At 58.7% G+C, this 19,920-nt stretch carries 20 protein-coding genes; 9 read left to right on the forward strand and 11 right to left on the reverse strand.

Features of this window, described 5'->3' with window-relative positions; translation table 11 throughout:
• Positions 1 to 11: 11 nt before the first annotated feature.
• Positions 12 to 374 (reverse strand): hypothetical protein, encoded by a 363-nt coding sequence (locus QIT27_RS03210; RefSeq protein WP_285262873.1) that lies wholly within the window; start codon positions 372 to 374, stop codon positions 12 to 14.
• A 291-nt stretch (positions 375 to 665) separates the two neighbouring features.
• On the opposite strand from QIT27_RS03210, the gene QIT27_RS03215 reads away from it, so the two are divergent.
• A complete protein-coding gene (locus tag QIT27_RS03215; RefSeq protein ID WP_159343177.1) occupies positions 666 to 2,291 on the forward strand; it encodes a BCCT family transporter in 1,626 nt (541 codons plus the stop codon).
• Positions 2,292 to 2,335: 44 nt separating this feature from the next.
• Positions 2,336 to 2,482 carry a hypothetical protein gene (locus tag QIT27_RS03220; protein WP_167520885.1) on the forward strand — a complete coding sequence of 49 codons (147 nt, stop codon included), beginning with the start codon at positions 2,336 to 2,338 and terminating at the stop codon, positions 2,480 to 2,482.
• A 33-nt stretch (positions 2,483 to 2,515) separates the two neighbouring features.
• On the opposite strand, the gene QIT27_RS03225 is transcribed toward QIT27_RS03220, so the two are convergent.
• Genes QIT27_RS03225 through QIT27_RS03235 form a run of 3 tightly spaced genes read right to left on the reverse strand, consistent with a single transcriptional unit; the run spans position 2,516 to position 5,308 of the window.
• Positions 2,516 to 3,781 (reverse strand): GGDEF domain-containing protein, encoded by a 1,266-nt coding sequence (locus QIT27_RS03225; RefSeq protein ID WP_285262874.1) that lies wholly within the window; start codon positions 3,779 to 3,781, stop codon positions 2,516 to 2,518.
• Entirely contained in the window at positions 3,778 to 4,512 is a 735-nt protein-coding gene (locus tag QIT27_RS03230; protein WP_159343176.1) for a substrate-binding periplasmic protein, read from the reverse strand. Before QIT27_RS03230 ends, QIT27_RS03225 begins: the two co-directional genes overlap by 4 nt.
• Positions 4,505 to 5,308: a substrate-binding periplasmic protein gene (locus QIT27_RS03235; protein ID WP_285262875.1), complete on the reverse strand. Its 804-nt coding sequence runs from the start codon at positions 5,306 to 5,308 to the stop codon at positions 4,505 to 4,507. Before QIT27_RS03235 ends, QIT27_RS03230 begins: the two co-directional genes overlap by 8 nt.
• Before the next feature lie 143 nt (positions 5,309 to 5,451).
• Between QIT27_RS03235 and QIT27_RS03240 the strand changes: the two genes are divergently transcribed.
• The 5 genes from QIT27_RS03240 to QIT27_RS03260 all read left to right on the forward strand — a co-directional run bounded on the left by QIT27_RS03240 (position 5,452) and on the right by QIT27_RS03260 (position 10,427).
• Positions 5,452 to 6,798, forward strand: coding sequence for an MFS transporter (locus tag QIT27_RS03240; RefSeq protein WP_285262876.1), 1,347 nt, complete (start codon positions 5,452 to 5,454; stop codon positions 6,796 to 6,798).
• A 16-nt stretch (positions 6,799 to 6,814) separates the two neighbouring features.
• Positions 6,815 to 7,330, forward strand: coding sequence for a retropepsin-like aspartic protease family protein (locus QIT27_RS03245; protein WP_159343174.1), 516 nt, complete (start codon positions 6,815 to 6,817; stop codon positions 7,328 to 7,330).
• Positions 7,331 to 7,402: 72 nt separating this feature from the next.
• On the forward strand, positions 7,403 to 7,582 hold the full coding sequence (locus tag QIT27_RS03250; RefSeq protein ID WP_139526324.1) for a PLDc N-terminal domain-containing protein: 180 nt from the start codon (positions 7,403 to 7,405) through the stop codon (positions 7,580 to 7,582).
• A 453-nt stretch (positions 7,583 to 8,035) separates the two neighbouring features.
• On the forward strand, positions 8,036 to 8,794 hold the full coding sequence (locus QIT27_RS03255; protein WP_285262877.1) for a winged helix-turn-helix domain-containing protein: 759 nt from the start codon (positions 8,036 to 8,038) through the stop codon (positions 8,792 to 8,794).
• Between the two features lie 13 nt (positions 8,795 to 8,807).
• Positions 8,808 to 10,427 carry an ATP-binding protein gene (locus QIT27_RS03260; RefSeq protein ID WP_285262878.1) on the forward strand — a complete coding sequence of 540 codons (1,620 nt, stop codon included), beginning with the start codon at positions 8,808 to 8,810 and terminating at the stop codon, positions 10,425 to 10,427.
• Here the strand turns inward: QIT27_RS03260 and QIT27_RS03265 are convergent.
• A complete protein-coding gene (locus QIT27_RS03265) occupies positions 10,390 to 11,328 on the reverse strand; it encodes a LysR family transcriptional regulator (RefSeq protein WP_159343171.1) in 939 nt (312 codons plus the stop codon). The genes QIT27_RS03260 and QIT27_RS03265 overlap by 38 nt on opposite strands.
• A gap of 99 nt (positions 11,329 to 11,427) precedes the next feature.
• Here QIT27_RS03265 and metE point away from each other — a divergent pair, with 99 nt between their 5' ends.
• Positions 11,428 to 13,725 carry a 5-methyltetrahydropteroyltriglutamate--homocysteine S-methyltransferase gene (gene metE, locus QIT27_RS03270; RefSeq protein WP_285262879.1) on the forward strand — a complete coding sequence of 766 codons (2,298 nt, stop codon included), beginning with the start codon at positions 11,428 to 11,430 and terminating at the stop codon, positions 13,723 to 13,725.
• 58 nt (positions 13,726 to 13,783) lie between these two features.
• Here the strand turns inward: metE and ppk1 are convergent, their stop codons facing one another.
• Both ppk1 and hemB read right to left on the reverse strand, forming a co-directional pair.
• Complete coding sequence (gene ppk1 / locus QIT27_RS03275; protein WP_253017486.1) at positions 13,784 to 15,991, reverse strand: polyphosphate kinase 1; 2,208 nt, start codon at positions 15,989 to 15,991, stop codon at positions 13,784 to 13,786.
• A gap of 123 nt (positions 15,992 to 16,114) precedes the next feature.
• A complete protein-coding gene (gene hemB, locus QIT27_RS03280; protein WP_285262880.1) occupies positions 16,115 to 17,122 on the reverse strand; it encodes a porphobilinogen synthase in 1,008 nt (335 codons plus the stop codon).
• A 157-nt stretch (positions 17,123 to 17,279) separates the two neighbouring features.
• Here hemB and elbB point away from each other — a divergent pair, with 157 nt between their 5' ends.
• Positions 17,280 to 17,939, forward strand: coding sequence for an isoprenoid biosynthesis glyoxalase ElbB (gene elbB / locus QIT27_RS03285; protein ID WP_159343168.1), 660 nt, complete (start codon positions 17,280 to 17,282; stop codon positions 17,937 to 17,939).
• Between the two features lie 102 nt (positions 17,940 to 18,041).
• On the opposite strand, the gene tatC is transcribed toward elbB, so the two are convergent.
• Genes tatC through QIT27_RS03305 form a run of 4 tightly spaced genes read right to left on the reverse strand, consistent with a single transcriptional unit; the run spans position 18,042 to position 19,873 of the window.
• A complete protein-coding gene (tatC, locus tag QIT27_RS03290) occupies positions 18,042 to 18,815 on the reverse strand; it encodes a twin-arginine translocase subunit TatC (RefSeq protein ID WP_285262881.1) in 774 nt (257 codons plus the stop codon).
• Positions 18,812 to 19,219 (reverse strand): Sec-independent protein translocase protein TatB, encoded by a 408-nt coding sequence (gene tatB, locus QIT27_RS03295; protein ID WP_285262882.1) that lies wholly within the window; start codon positions 19,217 to 19,219, stop codon positions 18,812 to 18,814. Before tatB ends, tatC begins: the two co-directional genes overlap by 4 nt.
• Before the next feature lie 3 nt (positions 19,220 to 19,222).
• Complete coding sequence (gene tatA / locus QIT27_RS03300) at positions 19,223 to 19,495, reverse strand: Sec-independent protein translocase subunit TatA (RefSeq protein ID WP_159343165.1); 273 nt, start codon at positions 19,493 to 19,495, stop codon at positions 19,223 to 19,225.
• A gap of 24 nt (positions 19,496 to 19,519) precedes the next feature.
• Complete coding sequence (locus tag QIT27_RS03305) at positions 19,520 to 19,873, reverse strand: phosphoribosyl-ATP diphosphatase (RefSeq protein ID WP_285262883.1); 354 nt, start codon at positions 19,871 to 19,873, stop codon at positions 19,520 to 19,522.
• Between the last annotated feature and the right edge of the window lie 47 nt (positions 19,874 to 19,920).

Consider the following 19,920-nt stretch of genomic DNA (forward strand, 5'->3'; position numbering starts at 1 on the left):
CTAACGACACACTAGTAGCGAGATGAGCGGCGAGGCTCCTCTTTGACTTCGTAGCTCCCTTCGAGCGCATCCTGCTGCCCGGTGGGCCGTTCACTTGCATAGCCGCCGCCAATGTCTTGCGCCTGATCGGCGCGCATCTGCTCCATGCGTTTTTTCATCTTGTGGCGAACAAACGGCATCATCGCCCAGCCAACGAGTAGGAAAAACAGGCCAAGTACGACGCCAACGATCATCAGCGCGCCAAACGCAAGCCACGTCAGCAGCAGTTTGAGACTGCCCATGAGACCGTTGGGCTGTGTCTGAGCAGCGCGGGCGCGCCACTGGTGGGCAGCCTGCCAAGCGGCATTACGTTGTTCGCGATTCATCTGTGGCATGAAAGCCTCCATCGTTCGTTTGCTTCCTTTGGAACCTCGCACCACGAGCAAGTTCACTGTTTCTTCGGTCTTCTATTCAAAGGGCCGTCATAAGAATCAATTAGGATTGACTAATTTGCTGACTTAATGACTTAACATGCGATCGTTAGCATTGAATGTTAAGGTTTAAACGAGTGCACTAACATTATGCGTCATGTTGTTATGAGCTAATGTTTTATGAGCTGCTATCGATGAGCGTTAATAAGCGATGACTTTTATGAACGTATGTTGTTCATTAACCAGGGTGGTGCTATGACAAACCATGGAGGTAAGTCGGTGTTTATCGCATCGGCTGTGATTATTTTCGGTTTAGTGGTGGTGGGGGCCTCTTTTCCAGAAGCGTTTGGTAACGCAGCGGAGTCGGCGCTGACATCCATCACCGAACTGTTTGGCTGGTTTTATCTTTTTTCAGTGTTTGGCTTTGTCGTTTTTCTGATTGGCCTGGCACTGAGTAAATACGGCAAAGTGCGCCTGGGCCCACAGGACAGTACGCCGAGCTACGGATTTTTCTCCTGGATCAGCATGCTGCTGGCGGCAGGTTTTGGGGTAGGCTTGGTGTTTTACGGCATGGCGGAACCCATGACGCACTACCTCAATCCGCCTTACGGAGATGTGCCCGGCGAGAGCGAAGCGGCTGCTCGCTACGCCATCCAGTACAGCTACTTCAACTGGGGGATTCACCAGTGGGCAGCGTTCTCTGTCGTCGGGCTGATCATTGCGTACTTTCAATTCCGTAAAGGGCAGGCGGGGCTGGTGTCGTCAGTGTTGTCGTCGGTCACGGCCAAGCATCCTCGTATTCGCCCTTATGCGTCTTGGTTGGATGTCTTTGCCGTGGTGGCCACCGTCATGGGAGTGGCGACGTCGCTGGGGCTTGGCGTCTTACAAATGAACGGCGGTCTCAACGCGGTCTTTGGCCTGCCGGAGAACGGGTTTTGGCAATTCGTCATTCTCTTCGTGATGTTTTGTGCGTACATGGCGTCGACCTGGTCAGGACTCGATAAAGGCATTAAACGGCTCTCCAACCTGAACATGGCGCTGTGTATTGGCCTGATGCTTTACGTACTGTTCACTGGCCCGACCATTGCCATTCTTGAGACCATCACGCTCGGGATCGGTGACTATCTTCAGAACTTCATTGGCATGAGCCTGCGAATTTCGCCCTACAGCGACAATCAGTGGGCCAGTAGCTGGACCATCTTCTATTGGGCATGGGTCATTGCTTGGTCGCCTTTCGTTGGCACCTTCGTTGCGCGGGTTTCCCGTGGCCGTACCATCAAAGAGTACGTCTTCGGGGTGCTGTTCGTGCCGCCGCTCTTGGCGTGCCTGTGGATCGGCGTATTTGGCGGTGCCGCACTCAACCTGGAGATGAGCGGTGCCGATGTTGGCTTGGCGGCCGCGACCGAGGCCAACATCACCGTTGCCCTGTTCGAGATGTTCGATCTCATGCCGTTCTCCGGGGTGCTGTCCGTCGTGGCCATGCTGCTGATTTTCATCTTCTTGGTGACGTCAGCCGACTCCGCTTCGTATATTGTGGCGCAGATGACCGACAACGGCTCCATCAATCCGCCGCTCTATAAGCGGGTAGTGTGGGGGGTACTTATTGCGGCGATCTGTCTGACGCTCATCGTGGCTGGGGGGCTGTCTGGATTGCAGTCGGCCGCCGTGCTCTCAGCGCTACCGTTTACCTTCATTCTGTATATGATGGTCATCGTGCTGGTGCGCGAACTGCGCGCAGACCGCAAAGCCATGCTGACCCAGCTCTACCGTCGCCACGGTGAAACCCCGGTAGGGGCCGATGCGTTCGAAGCCGAGCAGCTTGGTGAAGAGGAGCGGCTGCGCCGTGCGCCCAGCGTGGTCAACCGGCGCATCAATAGTTAAACAACGGCTTCAATAGAGGAAGCACCCATGGAAACAGCGTGCTAATGGCTCGACAGGGACGTCACGGGGCAACGCGAAGGCAGCCCAAAGGGGTTGCCTTCGACCGCTGGCTAGATCGCATCGTCACCATCGCGGTGGTCACTGCCATGGTAGTAGGGATCTCAGCGGTGATTGCCCACTGGCTGTTGTGACGACGTGCCCATGGAGAGCAAAAAAACGCCCGGCTACGCCGGGCGTTCGTGTATCTCGACACGGTTACGCCCGCGCCGTTTGGCCAGATAGAGCTGCTGGTCGGCAAGACCGAGCAGGTCGTCGGTGCTGAGCGGCTGCTCGGGCGTCATGGTGGCCACGCCCATGCTGGCCGTCAGGTGGGAGTGGGTGCTGGAGTAGGCGTGAGGAATGGCAAGAGAGAGAACCGCCTGGCGCAGACAGTTGGCGACGCACTTTGCCTCGCCGCTGGCTTTGCCAGGCAGCACACAAATGAACTCTTCACCGCCGTAGCGTGCCAGCAGGTCGCGGCTGGGGTCGATGCATTGGTTCAGCGCCGTTGCCACCGCCCGCAACGTATCGTCGCCCATGGCGTGGCCGTAGTGGTCGTTAAACTCTTTGAAATTGTCGATATCGATGAAGATCACCGAGAGCGGCCGTTTGGCGCGATGTGCCCACTGCCACTGCTGAGCAATGAACATATCGAAGTGGCGACGGTTGGCCACCCCCGTCAATCCGTCGTACTGGGAGAGCTGGTGAAGATGGTCGCGCTGCTCCAGCCCTGACTGAAAGGCATTGAGTAGGTGGTCCAAGCTCTCGACCAAATGGCCCAACTCGTCGTCATGGTGGCCTTTCAGCGTGGGTTTGGGCCACTGGCCTGGGCGCGCCGGGTCGGTTTGGGTGATGGCGGCATGTACCTTCAACAGCGGGCGCGTGATGAAAATATGAAATAGCGCAATGACCAAGCTGCTCAGTAAAAAGGCTTCCAGCACGCTCCTACCGACGACGGTGTAGCCCCGCGCTAAAAATTCCTGGGTGAGGTAGGTGGCATCCAGGGTCAACGAGATATGGCCGACCGTCGCTTCGGGCATGTCGCTGCCCATGTAGTAGCGCAGCGGCATCTCATGGTCGACGATATCGCCAAACAGCCGCTGGCCGAGCCAGCTGGTGGTCGTGGGTTGAGAGGGGTAGAACTCCGCCAGCGCCCGGCCAAAATCGTCGCGAATCGCCACTTGAGCGATGTCGCTATTGCTGAACAAGCCAAAGGCGATTTGATGCGCTAAATCGGGATTGAGCTGAAAGGCTGCCTCGGCCGCCGCGCCATTGACGATGGCCAGTTGTTGCAGGGTGCGCTTTTGCACGTCTTCGCGCATGCTGCTGGCGTGCCCAAGCAGCTCGATGCTTCCAGATACCAAACTGATCATTATAGCGATCATCAGCGTCAGCAGTGCCTGCTTGAGCGTCAAGCGACCGCTGGCGAGAGAGGGCTTGGCGACACTCAAGGCAGAGGCTCCATACGGGGGGTGGGAGGTGTGTCTAAGTGGCGCTGCAGTTGCTCGATCACGCTGCGCTCGACGCTAGGGTGGCAGGCGAGGTAGAGCGGCGCGTAATAGAAGGTGAACAAGTGTTCGATGGCGATGTTTGCTTCTTCTGCCAGCTGTTCAGCGGTGGCCCGTCCGGTGACGATGACATCCACGAGCCCGGCGCCCAGCCGAGCCATGTTCTCCCGTTCGGTGGGCGCGCGCAGCACGTCGACCCCTTGGCTGGCGACGTAATCTCCAACGGCATCTTCGCGAAAGCTGCCGACGCGCCACTCGTGTAAGTGGGTAAGCGCGGCTAGGTCCAGTTGACGCTCCACCAAGCCGAAAGCCGACCACTCGTTGATCACCAGCGGCCCTACCCAATGAAATAGCGGTTCCCGGGCGGGAGTGCGGGTGGTGGAGTAGACGCAGTGATACTCCCTCAACCTTGCTTCGGTATAGGCGCGTGCCCAGGGTAGCAGGCGAAAGCGAGCCTCGATCCCGGCGCTCTCCAACGCATGGCGTAGCTGTCGGGTGGCGGTGCCATCGACCTCGCCTTGGGCATTTTGAAAATTAAACGGCGGGTACTCTTCGGTATTGATCGTGAGAAACGGGAGTTGCGCGCGGCTGGCGTGGCTCATGCCCATCAGCAGCGCGCCAAACGCAATGACCAGCCAGTAGGGCTTGGCGGGAAAGATCGATCGATTAACCATCGCTACCTGCCTGTGTGGCCAGCGAGAGCGACGTGACGCGCTCGAAGGCCTGCTGCAACTGGGCAACGAGACGCGGGTCCGTCTCAGGGTTCAGCGCAAAGTATAGGTAAGATTCGCTCAGCGTGTAGAGCGGCACCACGATCTCTGCAGGATAGCCGGCTTGTTCGGCAATCCACTGGGCGACATCGGTACTGTACGCCCACAAATCGACGCGCTCATGAAGCAACATATGCAGCGCGCTGCGATTATCCATGGCCGGTCGCACCAGCGCGTCTGGGTAGCCCGCTTCGATCAGTGCCTGGGCACCAATGTCTTCGCGAATGACCGCCACGCTCAGCCCCTGTTCGACGGCATCGTCCACCGAGGTCACGCGAATGTTCGCTCCCTGGCGTGCAAGCAGTACCACATGGTCCTGGGCAATGGGGCCTACCCAGTGAAAGCGCGACTCTCGGCTCGGCGTACGAGTGGTGGAAAACAGCACCGTATTTGGCCGCTGCAAGGCGAGTTCGTAGCCGCGTACCCAGGGGTAATAGCGTATCTCCCTCTTATCCAGGGAGGTGCCCATTTGGGCCAGCATGGCCTGAAGTAGCTCGACGGAGGTGCCCGCGATGCGGTCACCGTCTAAATAGTTGTAAGGCGGGTACTCTTCGGTGATAAACGTCAGAGATGACAGCGATGCCGTTGAGTCGTCAGCCAAAATACGGTCGGCAAACAGAGTGGCGGTGACCCCAGCACACCCTAACAGCAGCGAAAGGGTGGCGAGTAAACGCTTTTTTATAACGTTGCCATGCGCCATCTAACTGCGTCCCTGTTATTAAATGAATCTAGCAAAGTTAGAGTAACTTTGTGTGTCTGTCACCTCTAATCTGTTAACGACCTGGATAGCGGTGCGATACTGCTAACTGATACTCTTATGACTCTTTTTAAGAGAACGCTGATATGCCGTCCGCACCCGCCATGCCTAATGCCACTGCCTATGCTACCCGGCGCGAAATTTTCGGCTGGGCCATGTTTGACTTTGCTAATCAGGCCTACACGCTGCTCATTATTACCGTGGTGTTTGGCGAACTATTTACCACGGTCATCGTGGGGGATCGTAACGATGGTTATCGACTCGCCAACTTTTTGTGGAGTCTTGCCCTCGCCATTAGTTATTTGATGGTGGTGATCAGTGCGCCACTATGCGGTGCCATCATGGATTACCGTGCTGAAAAGAAACGCTTTCTGCTATTTAGCTATATGGCAACGGTGGCGACGACGGCGATGCTCTATTTTGTCGAGCCGGGTTACGTGGTGTTGGGGCTCTTGTTGATCGTGCTCTCCAACTACGCTTACTCCATGGGGGAGTCGTTTATCGCAGCCTTCTTACCCGAATTGGGGCCGCCGGATGCGCTAGGCAAAATTTCCGGCTTTGGCTGGGCGTTGGGTTATATCGGTGGTTTGGTAGCGGCTGGGTTTACCCTCGTCGTGCTGGGTGAGGCCACGGCCGAGAACTACGAGCGCATTCGCTGGGTGGGGCCGTTTGCGGCGGGCTTCTTCTTGGTGGCCGCCCTTCCCACGTTCTTATGGCTTAAAGAGCGCGGCGTGCCCAAACCCCACGGTGTCTCCTATCGTCACATTGCCCAGCAGCGGTTATGGGGCACGTTCCAAGAGCTTCGTTACTTCAAAGATTTAAGTATCTTTTTAGTCTCTCTGCTGTTCTCCATGGCGGGGGTCTACATCATTATCGCCTTTGCCTTTATTTATGGCGCGCAAGTGATCGGGTGGGATGAGAGCGTGCGCAACATCATGTTCATCATCGTACAAATCACGGCAGCGGCTGGGGCCATCGGGTTTGGCTTTCTGCAGGATAAACTCGGGGCCAAGCACACCTACCAAATGACCCTGGCTCTGTGGGTGGCCGCGATCGTGGCCATTTGGGCGACTCCCGCATTGACCGCATGGCTCAATCAGCAGTGGGTGTGGCAGTGGCAAGCACAGCACGTGTTCTTGATCGTAGGCTGTTTGGCCGGGTTGAGTTTGGGGTCCAGCCAGTCGGCGAGCCGTGCGCTGGTGGGGGTCTTCTCGCCGTTGGAAAAGTCGGCGGAATTTTTCGGTTTCTGGGGGCTGGCGAACAAACTCGCCGGGGTGCTGGGGATCGTCATGCTCGGCGTATTGCAAACGCTGATCGGCCTGCAAGCGTCTATTCTTTTATGTGTGGGGCTGTTCATAACGGCCATGCTGATTTGCGTAGGCGTCAACGAGCGCCGTGGCCGTGAGGCAGCGGTGGCCTGGAAAAGCGCCTGATGCGTCGAGGTGAGCGATGGTGACACACCGGCCACAGCGCGGCGGCATCGTGATGATGCTGCTATTTTGGGTACTGCTCATGGCAGTGGGCACTTGGTGGATTCAAGGCGGCCTGGAGCAGATGTGGCAGCCGAATGTGCACCTGATGAACACCGCCCCGGATAACGCCCCGGTGACGCTCAAGCGAAACCGAGCGGGGCATTTTGAAGCACCAGGTCGCATCAACGGAGAGCCCGTCACGTTTTTGCTGGATACCGGGGCCACCTACGTGGCGGTGCCTGCCGAGCTGGCCAAGCGTCTGGGCTTGGCGCCTGGACGGCGCGCTTGGTTCAACACGGCCAATGGTCGCGTGGAGGGCAACCTGACTCAGCTAGACGAAGTGGCGTTGGGTGGCATACGCATGCGCAATGTGCAGGGTTCCATCAGCCCCGGTATGGAGCGCGACACGGTCCTATTGGGCATGAGCTTTTTGAATCAGTTAGCCATCGAAATACGCGGGGGAGAGATGGTGCTCAAGCTGCCAGAACCTTAGCGTCCGTTTGTGTTTAGCCCACGCATGTGCTTAGCTGAAGGCTCATGGACGTTAACACGCAAGGAGAGACACATGGGTATCGAAGTCGGCGGTTTATTAGGTTTGATCTGGCTCGTCATTGTCGTATGGGCCATCGTAAAAGTCGCCAAGAGTTCGGCCGGTGGGCTGGCCAAACTGCTTTGGATTATCGCGCTGCTGGTATTTCCCCTCGTTGGGCTGATTGCTTGGTTCTTGTTTGGCCCTAAAGGGTAGCGAACGTCATGGCAGTATGCGTATAAAAAAGGCAGGCCCTAGTGGCCTGCCTTTTTTCTATATAGACCGCGGTGAACAGCGGCTAATCATCCATTGCGCCATTGGCATCGCTAGGCGGTGCCTTATAGTGCCCGGGGATCTTTAGCTTTTCTCCGTTGGGCAGGTCACGTACTTGCGTGGGTACATAGACACGTTTAATGACACTTTTGGCTTTGCCATCTCCCATAGGGATCTCCTCCTGCCAGATTGTCGACAGTTTGCCACTTCACATTAGCGCCTGATGTTTGAAGAATCAAGCTGGCGCAGGGTGCCCAGCAAGGTAAGCCCGGCGAACGTTGATCAAGGGGCAGGCGTTAGCGAGGTTTTAAGGTATCCTGGGAGCTATCACAACCTGCTTTTGCAACGGGTGAGCGGGTGATAATACAAACTGCCTAAGCGGAGTGAAGAAAAAGGATGGTAGATCACTTGGAACAGCAATTTCAAGCACTTGGGGCACAGGATTCGGTCACCCCCGACTACCCCGACCAGGACCACGTGCTGATCATCGAAGACGATCAGCGCTTGGCGGAGCTCACCCGCGACTACCTGGAGGCGAATGGCTTTCAAGTCACTTTGGAAGCGGATGGGGCCAAGGGGGTCGATCGCATTTTAACGCTGCAGCCCGATCTGGTGATCTTGGATCTCATGCTGCCGGGGGAAGATGGCTTGGCGATTTGCCGCCGCGTGCGACCCAATTTTGCGGGGCCTATCATGATGCTGACCGCCCGCACGGACGATCTCGATCAAGTGCTGGGGCTGGAAATGGGGGCAGACGACTACGTGCCCAAGCCCGTACAGCCGCGCGTGCTGTTGGCGCGTATGCGCGCGCTGCTGCGGCGTGCCGATGGCCCCGCCCCTGATGGTGAGATGCGCCTGAAGTTCGAAAACCTAGAAATCGACAACGCCACCCGTGAAGCGTGGCTCTCCGGCGAGCGTATCGATCTCACCAGCGCCGAGTTCGATCTGCTGTGGCTGTTGGCGCGTAACGCAGGGCGCGTGTTGACCCGCGAGGAGATCTTTAGCGACCTACGCGGCATCAAGTACGACGGTCAGGACCGCTCCATCGACGTGCGCGTTTCGCGTATACGACCCAAGATCGGCGACGATCCCAATCAGCCGCACCGCATCAAAACCGTGCGCAGCAAAGGTTATCTGTTCGTCAAGGACAGCTAAGAGAGGTTGTCGCATGCGGCGAGTGCTTGGTCACGGCACGTTTTTGCGCTTCTACCTGCTGCTGGGGTTGGCGCTCTGCGTGGTGTTTTTCATCGCGCTGGGCGGGCGCTCCTTCATCGAGCAGGTACGCCGTGAAGATTACCGGGAGCAGCTCGCCGCGCTGCCCATGTCCTTGATGACCCAACAGCTTGCCGACGTGCCCATGGAGGAGCGTGAAGTCCTGCTTGGGGAGTTTTCGGAGCAGTTGGGTATGCAACTGGCGCTACGCAGTCTCAGCGAGGCACCGCTTGGCTATTTCGAGCGAGCGCGCATCGAGCGGGGAACGGTGTTGGTGTCAGAAGAGCCGTGGCAACTGCGCCAGCGTCTGCCGACGTCCAGCAGCGGTGAGCAGTGGATGCTGGAGGCCACGTTTGGGTCTTGGAGCGAGCGTCAGTGGCAGGGCAGCATGGTGCTGTTGGGCGAATGGCTGGCCGAGATGCCCGCCGAGGAGCGGCTCACGGCGCTCACACGGCTGCGCCCTGGCAGCTGGCCGCTGAGTCTGCTCAATGCGTTGCCTGACGACCTGACCACCGAACAGCAGTTTCAACTCACCCTGGGCGGGGTGATTACCCGCCTCATGTCGGACAAACTCTCCATTACCTTACTGTATCAGTTACCGAACGACGCCGACGACGCGGAGCAGTGGCTTCAAGCAGGCCCGATTTCCCGAGGAGACACGCTGCCACTGAACTTGCACTTGCCGCTGCTGGTGGCGTTGATGGTCGTGCTTAGCCTGATTGTTTACCTGATCATGCGCAGCATCGAATCGCGCATGGCGCGTTTGGAGCTAGCCGCCACGCGCATCGCCAGCGGGCGCTTGGAAACCCGTGTCAAAGTGGAGAGCGGGGACTTTCTAGGCCGCTTGGGAATGGCCTTCAACGGCATGGCGAACCAAGTGCAGAGCCTGTTACGTGGCCAGCAGGAGATGATTCGCGCGGTGTCTCACGAATTGCGCACCCCGGTGGCACGTATTCGCTTTGCCGTGCAGATGGTCGAAGACATGACCGACCAGCCCGCCATTCAGCGCCAGCTACAGGGCATCGATGCCGATATCGCCGAGCTGGATGAGCTGGTGGACGAAATTTTGACTTACGCCCGCTTGGGTGGCGAGACGGTCAACGGTGCCGAGCTCGAAATGGCCCTGGTCGATTGTCGGGCCATGGCCGAGCGAGTGATCGACACGCTGGCGCCGCTACACAGCGGCCAGCAGCTGACCCTCGTGCCGGGGCCTGATATCGAGCTGCTGGCCGAACCTCGCTATCTACAGCGCGCGCTACAGAACCTGGTGGGCAATGCGTGCCGCTATGGCAAATCTCAGGTGGTGATTCGCCTGTGGGATGAGCCGCACCTCGTACGTATCGATGTGGAAGACGACGGGCCGGGGATTCCTTTCGAAGCGCGGGCCGATATCTTCAAACCCTTTGCGCGGCTGGATGATAGCCGTGCCCGCAGCTCCGGCGGCTATGGTCTGGGCCTCTCAATCGTACAGAAAATCATGGCTGGCCACGGCGGTAGCGTCACCGTGGACAGCAGCCCTGCCTTGGGCGGCGCGCGCTTTACGCTGCTGATTCCTCGTCGCGACTCGCCGGTTTAATCCCCGAAAGCACTGCGAAAGAGGTCTCTTTCGCAGTGCGCAAAAAGTCCTGCATCCATGGCGCGTCTGCGCTCTCTTCCCTTATGGCCGCATAGAGCGTGCTCCAAATGCCCTGGTCGCCGAGCTTCACGGCGCTGACATAGTCGCGCTCCAAATACTCGGTGAGCGCCCAGTTGGGCAGCGCACACACACCGCGGCCACTGGCGACCAGCTGCATCATCATGATGGTGAGTTCTGCCGTGCGGATCTCTTTGGGGCGCACGTTGGCCGGGGCCAGAAATTGCGTGAACACGTCTAGCCGCGACTGCTCCACCGGGTAAGTAATGAGCGTTTCATCGGCCAGGGCGTCCGGGGTGATATAGGGCTGCCCTGCGAAGCGGTGCTGGCGGGCAACGGCAAGCAGGCCCTCGTAGCGAAACAGCGGCACGTAATGCACCCCTTCCAGCGGTTGCGGGTCGGCGGTAATGACCAGATCCAACTGCTCTCGGGAAAGCGCAGGCAGCGGGTCGAAGTGGTGCCCGCTGGGAATATCGATCTCCACTTCCGGCCAGTGGTCGCGAAAGTAATCCACCGTGGGCATGAGCCACTGAAAGCAGCTATGGCACTCGATGGCCATGTGGAGCCGCCCCTGCTCGGTGCCTGCCAATCGAGCCAGGTCCCGCTCGGCTTTACGGACTTCCGGCAGGATCTCATCGGCCAGCGCCAGCAATCGTAGCCCTGCCCGCGTGAACTCCACTGGCCGAGTTTTGCGCACGAAGAGCGCGCTATCCACACGGCTTTCCAGATCTTTCAATTGGTGCGAAAGAGCCGACTGCGTCAAATGCACCCGCTCGGCGGCTTCCACGAGCGAGCCGGTTTCGCGCAGGGCCAGCAGGGTGCGCAGATGGCGTAATTCAATCATTGTGAGTATTTTTCATGTTTGATATTAAAATCTTTAGTTTGATTCACGTTTATGCGGCGCTCAAACTGTGTGAAATCATTCACGTTGGAAGGATTCATCATGACAGTTTCTCATATTCTCGGCTATCCTCGCATCGGCGCACAGCGCGAACTGAAAAAAGTCACGGAAGCCTACTGGAAGGGCGACGTCAGCCGTGACGAGCTGGAAGCCGCCGGTCAAGCGCTGCGACTGGCCCACTGGCAAACCCAGCAGGCTGCGGGCTTGGACATGGTCAGCGTGGGGGATTTCGCTTTTTACGATCAGGTGCTGAACGTTTCCGTGATGCTGGGAGCGGTACCCAAGCGCTTTAACGCCCAAGACGAGGTCAATGCAGGCCGTGTCGATCTGGACACCGCCTTTCGCATGGCCCGTGGCCGCGCGCCAAGCGGTACCCCGGCGGCCGCCTGCGAGATGACTAAATATTTTGATACCAATTACCACTACCTCGTGCCGGAGCTTCATCAAGGGCAGACATTTACCTTAGCCTCCACGCGACTGTTTGACGAGGTAGATGAAGCGCTTAAAGCGGGCTTTACGCCCAAAGTGACGCTGACCGGGCCGCTGACGTGGCTTTGGCTGGGTAAGACCAAGGGCAGTGATTTTAACCGTCTCGAATTGCTCGATAGCGTGCTGGATGTATATAGCGAAGCGCTGTCTCGCCTGGCGACTCAGGGCATTGAGTGGGTACAGCTCGACGAGCCCGCGCTGGTACAGGATTTGCCACTGGCATGGCAGCAGGCCTACGAGCGTGCTTACCATCGCCTGCAGTCCGCTCCGCTGAAGCTGCTGGTCGCTACCTACTTCGGCGCGCTGGGCGACAATCTTTCGCTCACCACGCGGCTACCGGTAGAGGGTCTGCACATCGATGCCGTGCGTGCCCCCGAACAGGTGGAGAGCGTGATCGATCGGTTAAGCCCGCATCAGGTGCTCTCGGTAGGTTTAGTGGATGGCCGAAATATCTGGCGGGCCGATTTGGCGGCACTGCGTGAGCGCTTACTGCCGCTGAAAGTGCGACTGGGACAGCGGCTGTGGCTCGCACCTAGCTGCTCGCTGCTTCACGTGCCGGTCGATCTGCGTCAAGAGACCGAGCTGGACGCCGAGCTGGTGACTTGGCTGGCCTTTGCTCGCCAGAAGCTGGATGAAGTGGTCACGCTGGCGCGACTGATTGATAACCGCGCCACGCCGGAAGACGAGCAGCGTTTGAGCGAAGCAACCCGCGCCTTGGACGCGCGCCGGGAATCGACGCGTATCCACCAACCCGCTGTGAGCGAGCGTTTGGCCGCCGTCACGTCACAAGACAGCCAGCGTCAGTCGCCCTATGCACAGCGTGTGCAGGCCCAGCGCAGGCTGCTGGCACTGCCGCTGTTTCCCACCACCACGATTGGCTCGTTCCCGCAGACGGATGCCATTCGTGCCGCTCGTCGGGCGTTCAAAGCGGGGGAACTCAGTCAGACGGACTACGAAGCGCGGATGCGCGAAGAGATCGCCTATGCGGTGGAACGCCAGGAAGCGCTTGGCTTGGACGTACCGGTGCACGGCGAAGCCGAACGGAACGACATGGTGGAGTACTTTGGCGAGCAGCTCGACGGTTTTGCGTTTACCCGCTTTGGCTGGGTGCAGAGCTACGGCTCCCGCTGTGTGAAGCCACCGATCATCTTTGGCGACGTGACGCGCCCTGCACCGATGACCGTGCGCTGGAGCGAGTACGCTCAATCGCTGACCGAAAAGCCGATGAAAGGCATGCTCACCGGGCCGGTGACGATCTTACAGTGGTCGTTCGTGCGTGACGACCAGCCCCGCGCCACCACCTGCCGTCAGATCGCCCTGGCGCTGCGCGACGAAGTGTGTGACCTGGAAAAAGCGGGTATCCATGTCATTCAAATCGATGAGCCCGCGCTGCGGGAAGGGCTGCCGTTGCGCCAGAGCGAGTGGCAGCGCTATTTGGATTGGGCCGTCGAGAGCTTCCAGCTGAGTGCCGCAGGGGTAGCCGACAGCACCCAGATTCATACTCATATGTGCTATTCGGAGTTCAACGACATCATTGGCGCCATTGCCGCGCTGGATGCCGATGTGATCACCATCGAGACGTCGCGTTCGGATATGCAGCTGTTGGATGCGTTTCAGGACTTCGCTTACCCCAACGAGATCGGGCCGGGTGTCTACGATATCCACACCCCGAATATTCCCGAGGTGGAGTGGATGGTGGCACTGATGGAGAAAGCGCTGGAGAAAATCCCTGCCGAACGTCTGTGGGTCAACCCGGATTGCGGATTGAAAACCCGTGGCTGGGCCGAGGTAGAGCCAGCCCTCGCGAATATGGTGGAGGCCGCTGAGCAGCTGCGCCAGCGTTACGCTTAAGCCAAGCGTGTTACTCGGCTTTTATTACCCCGCTGCTAAGTGCAGCGGGGTTTTTGCATTAGCTCTTCGAGGCGTAGGCGTACAGCAGCGTTTCCTGAGCACTGATTGCATCACCGCTGCCGGGGTCCTGCAGCTGGTAGCTGCCGTCGCTCTGCAAGAGCCAGCTCTGGCAGTTATCCACCAGGTAGGTCTCTAGATCTTTACGTACCCGAGTGGCGAGCTTCTTATCCAGCAGCGGGAAGCACGTCTCGACCCGGTGGAACATATTGCGCGACATGAAATCGGCGCTGGAGCACCAGATTTCCGGCTTGCCGTCGTTATGGAAGTGGAATACCCGGGTGTGCTCAAGGAAGCGGCCAATGATCGAGCGTACGCGAATGTTGTCGGATACACCGGGAATGCCCGGCTTCAGGCAGCACATGCCGCGAATGATCAGATCGCACTCCACGCCCGCTTGAGAGGCGCGGTATAGCGCTTTGATCAACTTGGGTTCTGTCAGCGAGTTGCACTTGATGATGATATGGCCGCGTTTCCCTTTACGTGCCACCTGCGCTTCCCGATCGATCATCTCGACTAAGCGCTCGTGCAGCGTGAAGGGCGCATGCAGCAGCGTATCGATCTTGCGCGCCCTGCCCATGCCCGAGAGCTGCTGAAAGACTTTATGCACATCGGCGCATAGCGCTGTGTTGGCAGTCAGCAGGCTGTAGTCGGTGTAGAGCTTGGCAGTTTTGGAGTGGTAGTTGCCGGTGCCCAGGTGCGCGTAGTGGCGCAGCTCGCCCTTCTCACGACGCACGATATGCAGCATCTTGGCGTGGGTCTTATACGCCATGATGCCGTAAATCACGATCGCGCCTGCTTCTTGCAAACGTGACGCTAGCTGCAGGTTATCCGCCTCGTCGAAGCGCGCCCGCAGCTCGATCACTACGGTGACTTCTTTGCCCTGGCTGGCGGCATCCACCAGCGCGGTGACGATGGGCGAGTCCGAGCCGGTGCGGTAGAGCGTCTGCTTGATGGCCAGCACGTCGGGGTCACGGGCGGCTTCCCGCAGTAAGTCTTCGATAGGTGAGAAGGATTGGAAGGGGTGGTGAAGCAGAATGTCACTTTTCGCGATGGCGCTAAACAGGCTGCTGCCTTTCAGCGCTTTGGGCACGCTGGGAGTGAACGGGCGGTAGAGCAGCTCGGGGCGGTCGACGTCGCCCAGCACGGCCATCATGCGGGTCAGGTTCACGGGCCCCTGTACGCGATAAAGATCACCGCTCTCCAGATCGAACTGACGCAGCAGGAAGTTGGTCAGGTCGTCGGGGCAGTTGTCGGCGACTTCCAAACGCACGCCGCTACCGTAGCGACGGGCCAACAGCTCGCCGCGTAGGGCGGAGGCCAGGTCGGACACTTCTTCCGGGTCGACGGTCATGTCCGCGTTGCGGGTCAGGCGGAACTGATAGCAGCCCCGCACGCGCATGCCGGGGAAGAGCTCTTCGGCGTGGGCATGAATCATCGACGACAGGAAAACGTATTCGGAGAAGCCCTCGGCGCACAGCTCTTTCGGCAGCGCCATCAGGCGTGGCAGTGAGCGGGGGGCGGGTAGAATCGCCATCCCCCCTGCGCGGCCAAAGGCGTCTTTCCCCTCGAGCTCGACGATGAAGTTGAGGCTCTTGTTGACTAGCCGTGGAAACGGGTGGGAGGGGTCGAGGCCGATGGGGCTGATGACCGGCATGATTTCGTTGTCGAAGAAATCACGCACCCAGGTTTTTTGCGCGTCGGTCCACTGGTCGCGACGGCGAAAACGCAGCCCCTGAGCTTCCAGCGCAGGTAGCAGCGTATCGTTGAGAATCTCGTACTGGCGGGCAATTTGCTGGTGCGCGATCTCGGAAATCTCGGCCAGCACGGCTTTGGGTAAGCGGCCATCGGCGGCGGTGGTGTCGTCGCCCAGGGCCATTTGATGCTTGAGCCCGGCGACGCGAATTTCGAAGAACTCATCCATGTTGGAGGAGAAGATCAGCAGGAACATCAGCCGGTTCAGCAGTGGATGTGCGTCGTCCAGCGCCTGCTCCAAAACACGGATATTGAACTGTAAATGGGAGAGCTCACGGTTGAAGTAGAGCTGAGGGTCATCCAGGTCGGCTTCGGTGTGCGACTCTTTGGCTTGGACCCCGGTTGGCGTGCGGTTGATGCGCAGTGGAGCGATATCGACGTCGCTGCTCGACGTCTCACTGGGCTGTAACGTCGACGATAGTGTCGACGTGGAATCTGTTGCGTTGTCGTCCATGGTTGCCCCCCGCAGTAGTGGTTTTTACCCATCATAGCTTCATAACGATAATTAAATCAGTATGCAGGGGGAAGATGACAAACTGGTGTCACCGATTTGTCATCTTAATGGCATAAGCGACGTTCAGCGCTGAAGAAGGCGCGCTGCTTCCAGGGCAAAATAGGTCAAAATGCCGTCGGCTCCCGCCCGCTTGAAACACATCAACGACTCCAAAATCACCGGTTCTGCCTCTAACCAGCCGTTGTCGAATGCCGCCCGATGCATGGCATACTCGCCGCTCACCTGATAGGCAAAGGTGGGCACCTGTAGCTCGCTTTTGACCCGACGTACCACGTCCAGATAGGGCATGCCCGGCTTGACCATCACCATGTCCGCCCCTTCGGCGATGTCCATCGCCACTTCGTGCAGCGCTTCGTCACCGTTGGCCGGGTCCATCTGGTACGTGCGCTTGTCCGCTTTGCCCAGGTTGGCCGCCGAACCGACCGCGTCACGGAAGGGACCGTAGTACTTGGAGGCGTACTTGGCGCTGTAAGCCATAATGCGCACGTTGTGCAGATGCTCCTGCTCCAGCACTTGGCGAATGGCACCAATGCGGCCATCCATCATATCGGAAGGCGCGACCACGTCGGCACCCGCCTCAGCGTGGGAGAGCGCCTGTTTGAGCAGAGTGTCGACGGTGCGATCGTTTTGAACGTACCCCTGCTCATCGAGAATGCCGTCCTGCCCGTGGCTGGTATAAGGATCGAGGGCCACATCGGTAATGATCCCCAGCTCGGGCAGCGCCTGTTTGAGCGCACGCACGCTGCGCTGTACGAGGCCACTGGCGTTGTACGCCTCTTCGGCCAGCTCGCTTTTCTGCTCAGGGCCAATCACCGGGAATAGCGCCAGCGCGGGGATGCCCAGGGCATACGCTTCACGGGCCTGCTCGATCAGCAGGTCGATCGACAGACGCTCGACACCGGGCATCGAAGCGACTTCTTCACGCTGATTCTCGCCTTCCAGAACGAAGACCGGCAGGATGAGATCGTTGGGCGTCAGCGTCGACTCTTGCATCAGGCGGCGCGAAAAATCGTCCCGGCGCATGCGGCGCATTCGGGTGGCGGGGAAGTGGCGTGGGGTTGAGGTAGTCAACGGCTCTCTCCAAGCAATCGCAATGTGGGTGCCCCGTTCAGGGCTTGGTGTGAGTATATCAGTCATGCCATGCAGCGAAAGCCGCCTTGTGGCAGCGATGGAGACTGACTAAAGTGAGCCATTCAGCCACATGGATGGCCTGGATAAGGAGAGAGGTATGACGAAGCAGGTAGCGGTCGTATTAGCGGGGTGTGGCGTCTTTGATGGTTCGGAGATCTACGAGACCACCTTGACGCTGTTGCGCTTGGATCAGTTGGGCATCGGTTATCGCTGCTTTGCCCCGGACGTGGCGCAGCACCATGTGATCAATCACCTGGACCAATCGCCGGTGGAGGGGGAAACCCGCAACGTACTGCAGGAGTCCGCGCGTTTGGCCCGTGGCGATATCAGCCCGATTACCGAGCTGGAGGCCGACGACTTCGATGCGGTCATCGTGCCGGGGGGATTCGGAGTGGCCAAAAACCTCTCTGATTTCGCCCTGCAGAGCGACAACATGCAGGTATTGGAGAGCGTGAAAGAGGCGCTCGCCGGATTCAAAGAGGATGCCAAGCCCATCGGTCTGATGTGTATTGCCCCGGTGATGGTACCGCGCTTGCTGGGCGATGGCATTGCGGTCACCATTGGCCATGATCCGGGCGTGGCGGGTGCGATCAGCGCCATGGGCGGCCTGCACCGTAGCTGTGGCGTGGAAGATATCGTCGTGGATCATGAGCACCGTGTGGTCACGACCCCGGCGTACATGCTCGCCACGCGTATCAGCGAAGCCGCGACGGGGATTTTCAAGCTGGTGGATCGTATCGATGACATGATGGGGTGATGGTCACGCGGACGCGTGCGCGGGGCCACTCGTAGGAAAAAAGCCTCTGTCATCGTGGGATGACAGAGGCTTTTTAGTGGCTCGTCGCAAGGGCGATGACGCTTACTCGTCGGTGTCGGCCTCTGCGCGGCGTTTACGTACCAAGCGGCCAAACAGCAAGCCGACTTCGTAAAGCAAGTACATGGGAATGGCCAGCAGGCTCTGTGAGATGACATCCGGCGGTGTCAGCAGCATCCCGATCACGAAGCACCCCAGGATGATGTAGGGGCGTTTCTTGGAAAGGCTTTCGACGGTGGTCGCACCGGACAAGATCAGCAGAAAGGTCGCGATGGGAATTTCGAACGCCACCCCAAACGCAAAGAACAGCTTCAACACAAAGTTAAGGTACTGGTTGATGTCGGTCATCACCGCGACGTTTTCCGGGCCGGTTTGGGTGAAGAACTCAAACAGCAGCGGAAATACCACGTAGTAAGCGAAGGCCGCACCGACATAAAACAGCGCCACGCTGGAGACCAAAATGGGGATGGCCAGCATTTTCTCGTTGTCGTACAGCCCCGGTGCGACGAACGCCCAGGCCTGATGCAGCACGAACGGGATGGCAATGAAGACCGCCACTACCAGCGTCAGCTTGAAGGGCGCCAAGAAGGGCGAGGCCACTTCGGTGGCGATCATCTGCGAGCCTGCCGGCAGCAGCGACATCAGCGGGTCGGCCACGAAGCTGTAGATGTCGTTCGCAAACGCGTACAGCCCGAGAAATACCACCAGGATCACCACGATGGCCTTCATCAAGCGCGAACGCAGTTCGATCAGGTGCTCAATGAGGGGCGCTTGGCTTTGGTCGTTATGCGGCTCCTGGGAATCGCCAGACATACTCATTGGTGGTTGCTATCCTTTTGATGATCGGCCTGGTCAGTGGCTGGGGCGTCTTCCCGCACCGTTTTCAGAGCGTCGTCTAGACGAGCGCTGGCGCTGGCCACGCGCTGCTCGGTGGCTTGCTGGTTGGCCGTCGTCTCGCGGTGTGGCTCGGCAATGCTTTCGACGTCCTGCTTGGCTTTCTTCAGGCTGTCGTCGAGTTTTTTCTGCTGCTCGTTCAGCTTCTGCCGCAGCTCTTCCGCTTCCAGTTGGGCGCTGATCTCACGCTGCATGCCGGATACCGTACGCTTGATCTTGCCGATCCATAGCCCCGTGGTGCGTGCCGCTTTAGGCAGCCGCTCAGGGCCGAGCACCAGCAGCGCCACGATGCCAATGAGCATGAGTTCAAGAAAGCCGATATCCAGCATGGGTTATTTGCGCTCTTCGTTGCGGTCGGCAGCAGCGCGTTTCTCTTCGGCCTGCACGTCGTAGGTGTTGCCCGCTTCTTCGTGGCTCACCTTGGCGTGAGGCTGATCGGCGTCCTTCTTGTCGCCCTCTTTCTCCTCTTCGTGCATGGCTTTCTTGAAGCCTTTGACGGCACCGCCTAGGTCGGTGCCCACGTTACGCAGTTTTTTGGTGCCGAAAATCAGGATGATAATGCCCAGAACAATCAGCAACTGCCAAATACTGATACCACCTAACATATGCATTTCCTCATCGGAGCAGGGTTAACGTTGTGATCGGGACGCTTTCTCGTCGTGGCCAGAAATACCGAACCGCCGAGCGAGTTCATCAAGTACCCGCTGATGGTCGAGATCTAGGTGCGACAGCATGACAAGGCTATGAAACCACAGGTCGGCCGTTTCGGCGATCAACGCTTCACGGGCCTCGTCACTGCCGTGCTCGGCATCTTTGGCCGCCAGCAGCGTTTCTGTGGCTTCTTCACCCACTTTTTCGAGTATCTTGTTCAAGCCCTTATGATGCAAGGAGGCAACATAAGAATCTTCTGGATTAGCATGGCGCCGCTGCTTTAAAACGTCAGCAAGGGCATCTAAAACGGGTGCGTGGGTAACGTCGGTCATGGTGTTCTCTTTATCAATCGGCGGCGCCGTTTCGTCAAGTGATTGCA

The sequence above is a fragment of the Halomonas sp. LC1 genome (assembly GCF_030247125.1).
In the GTDB taxonomy this organism is placed as follows: Bacteria; Pseudomonadota; Gammaproteobacteria; order Pseudomonadales; family Halomonadaceae; genus Vreelandella.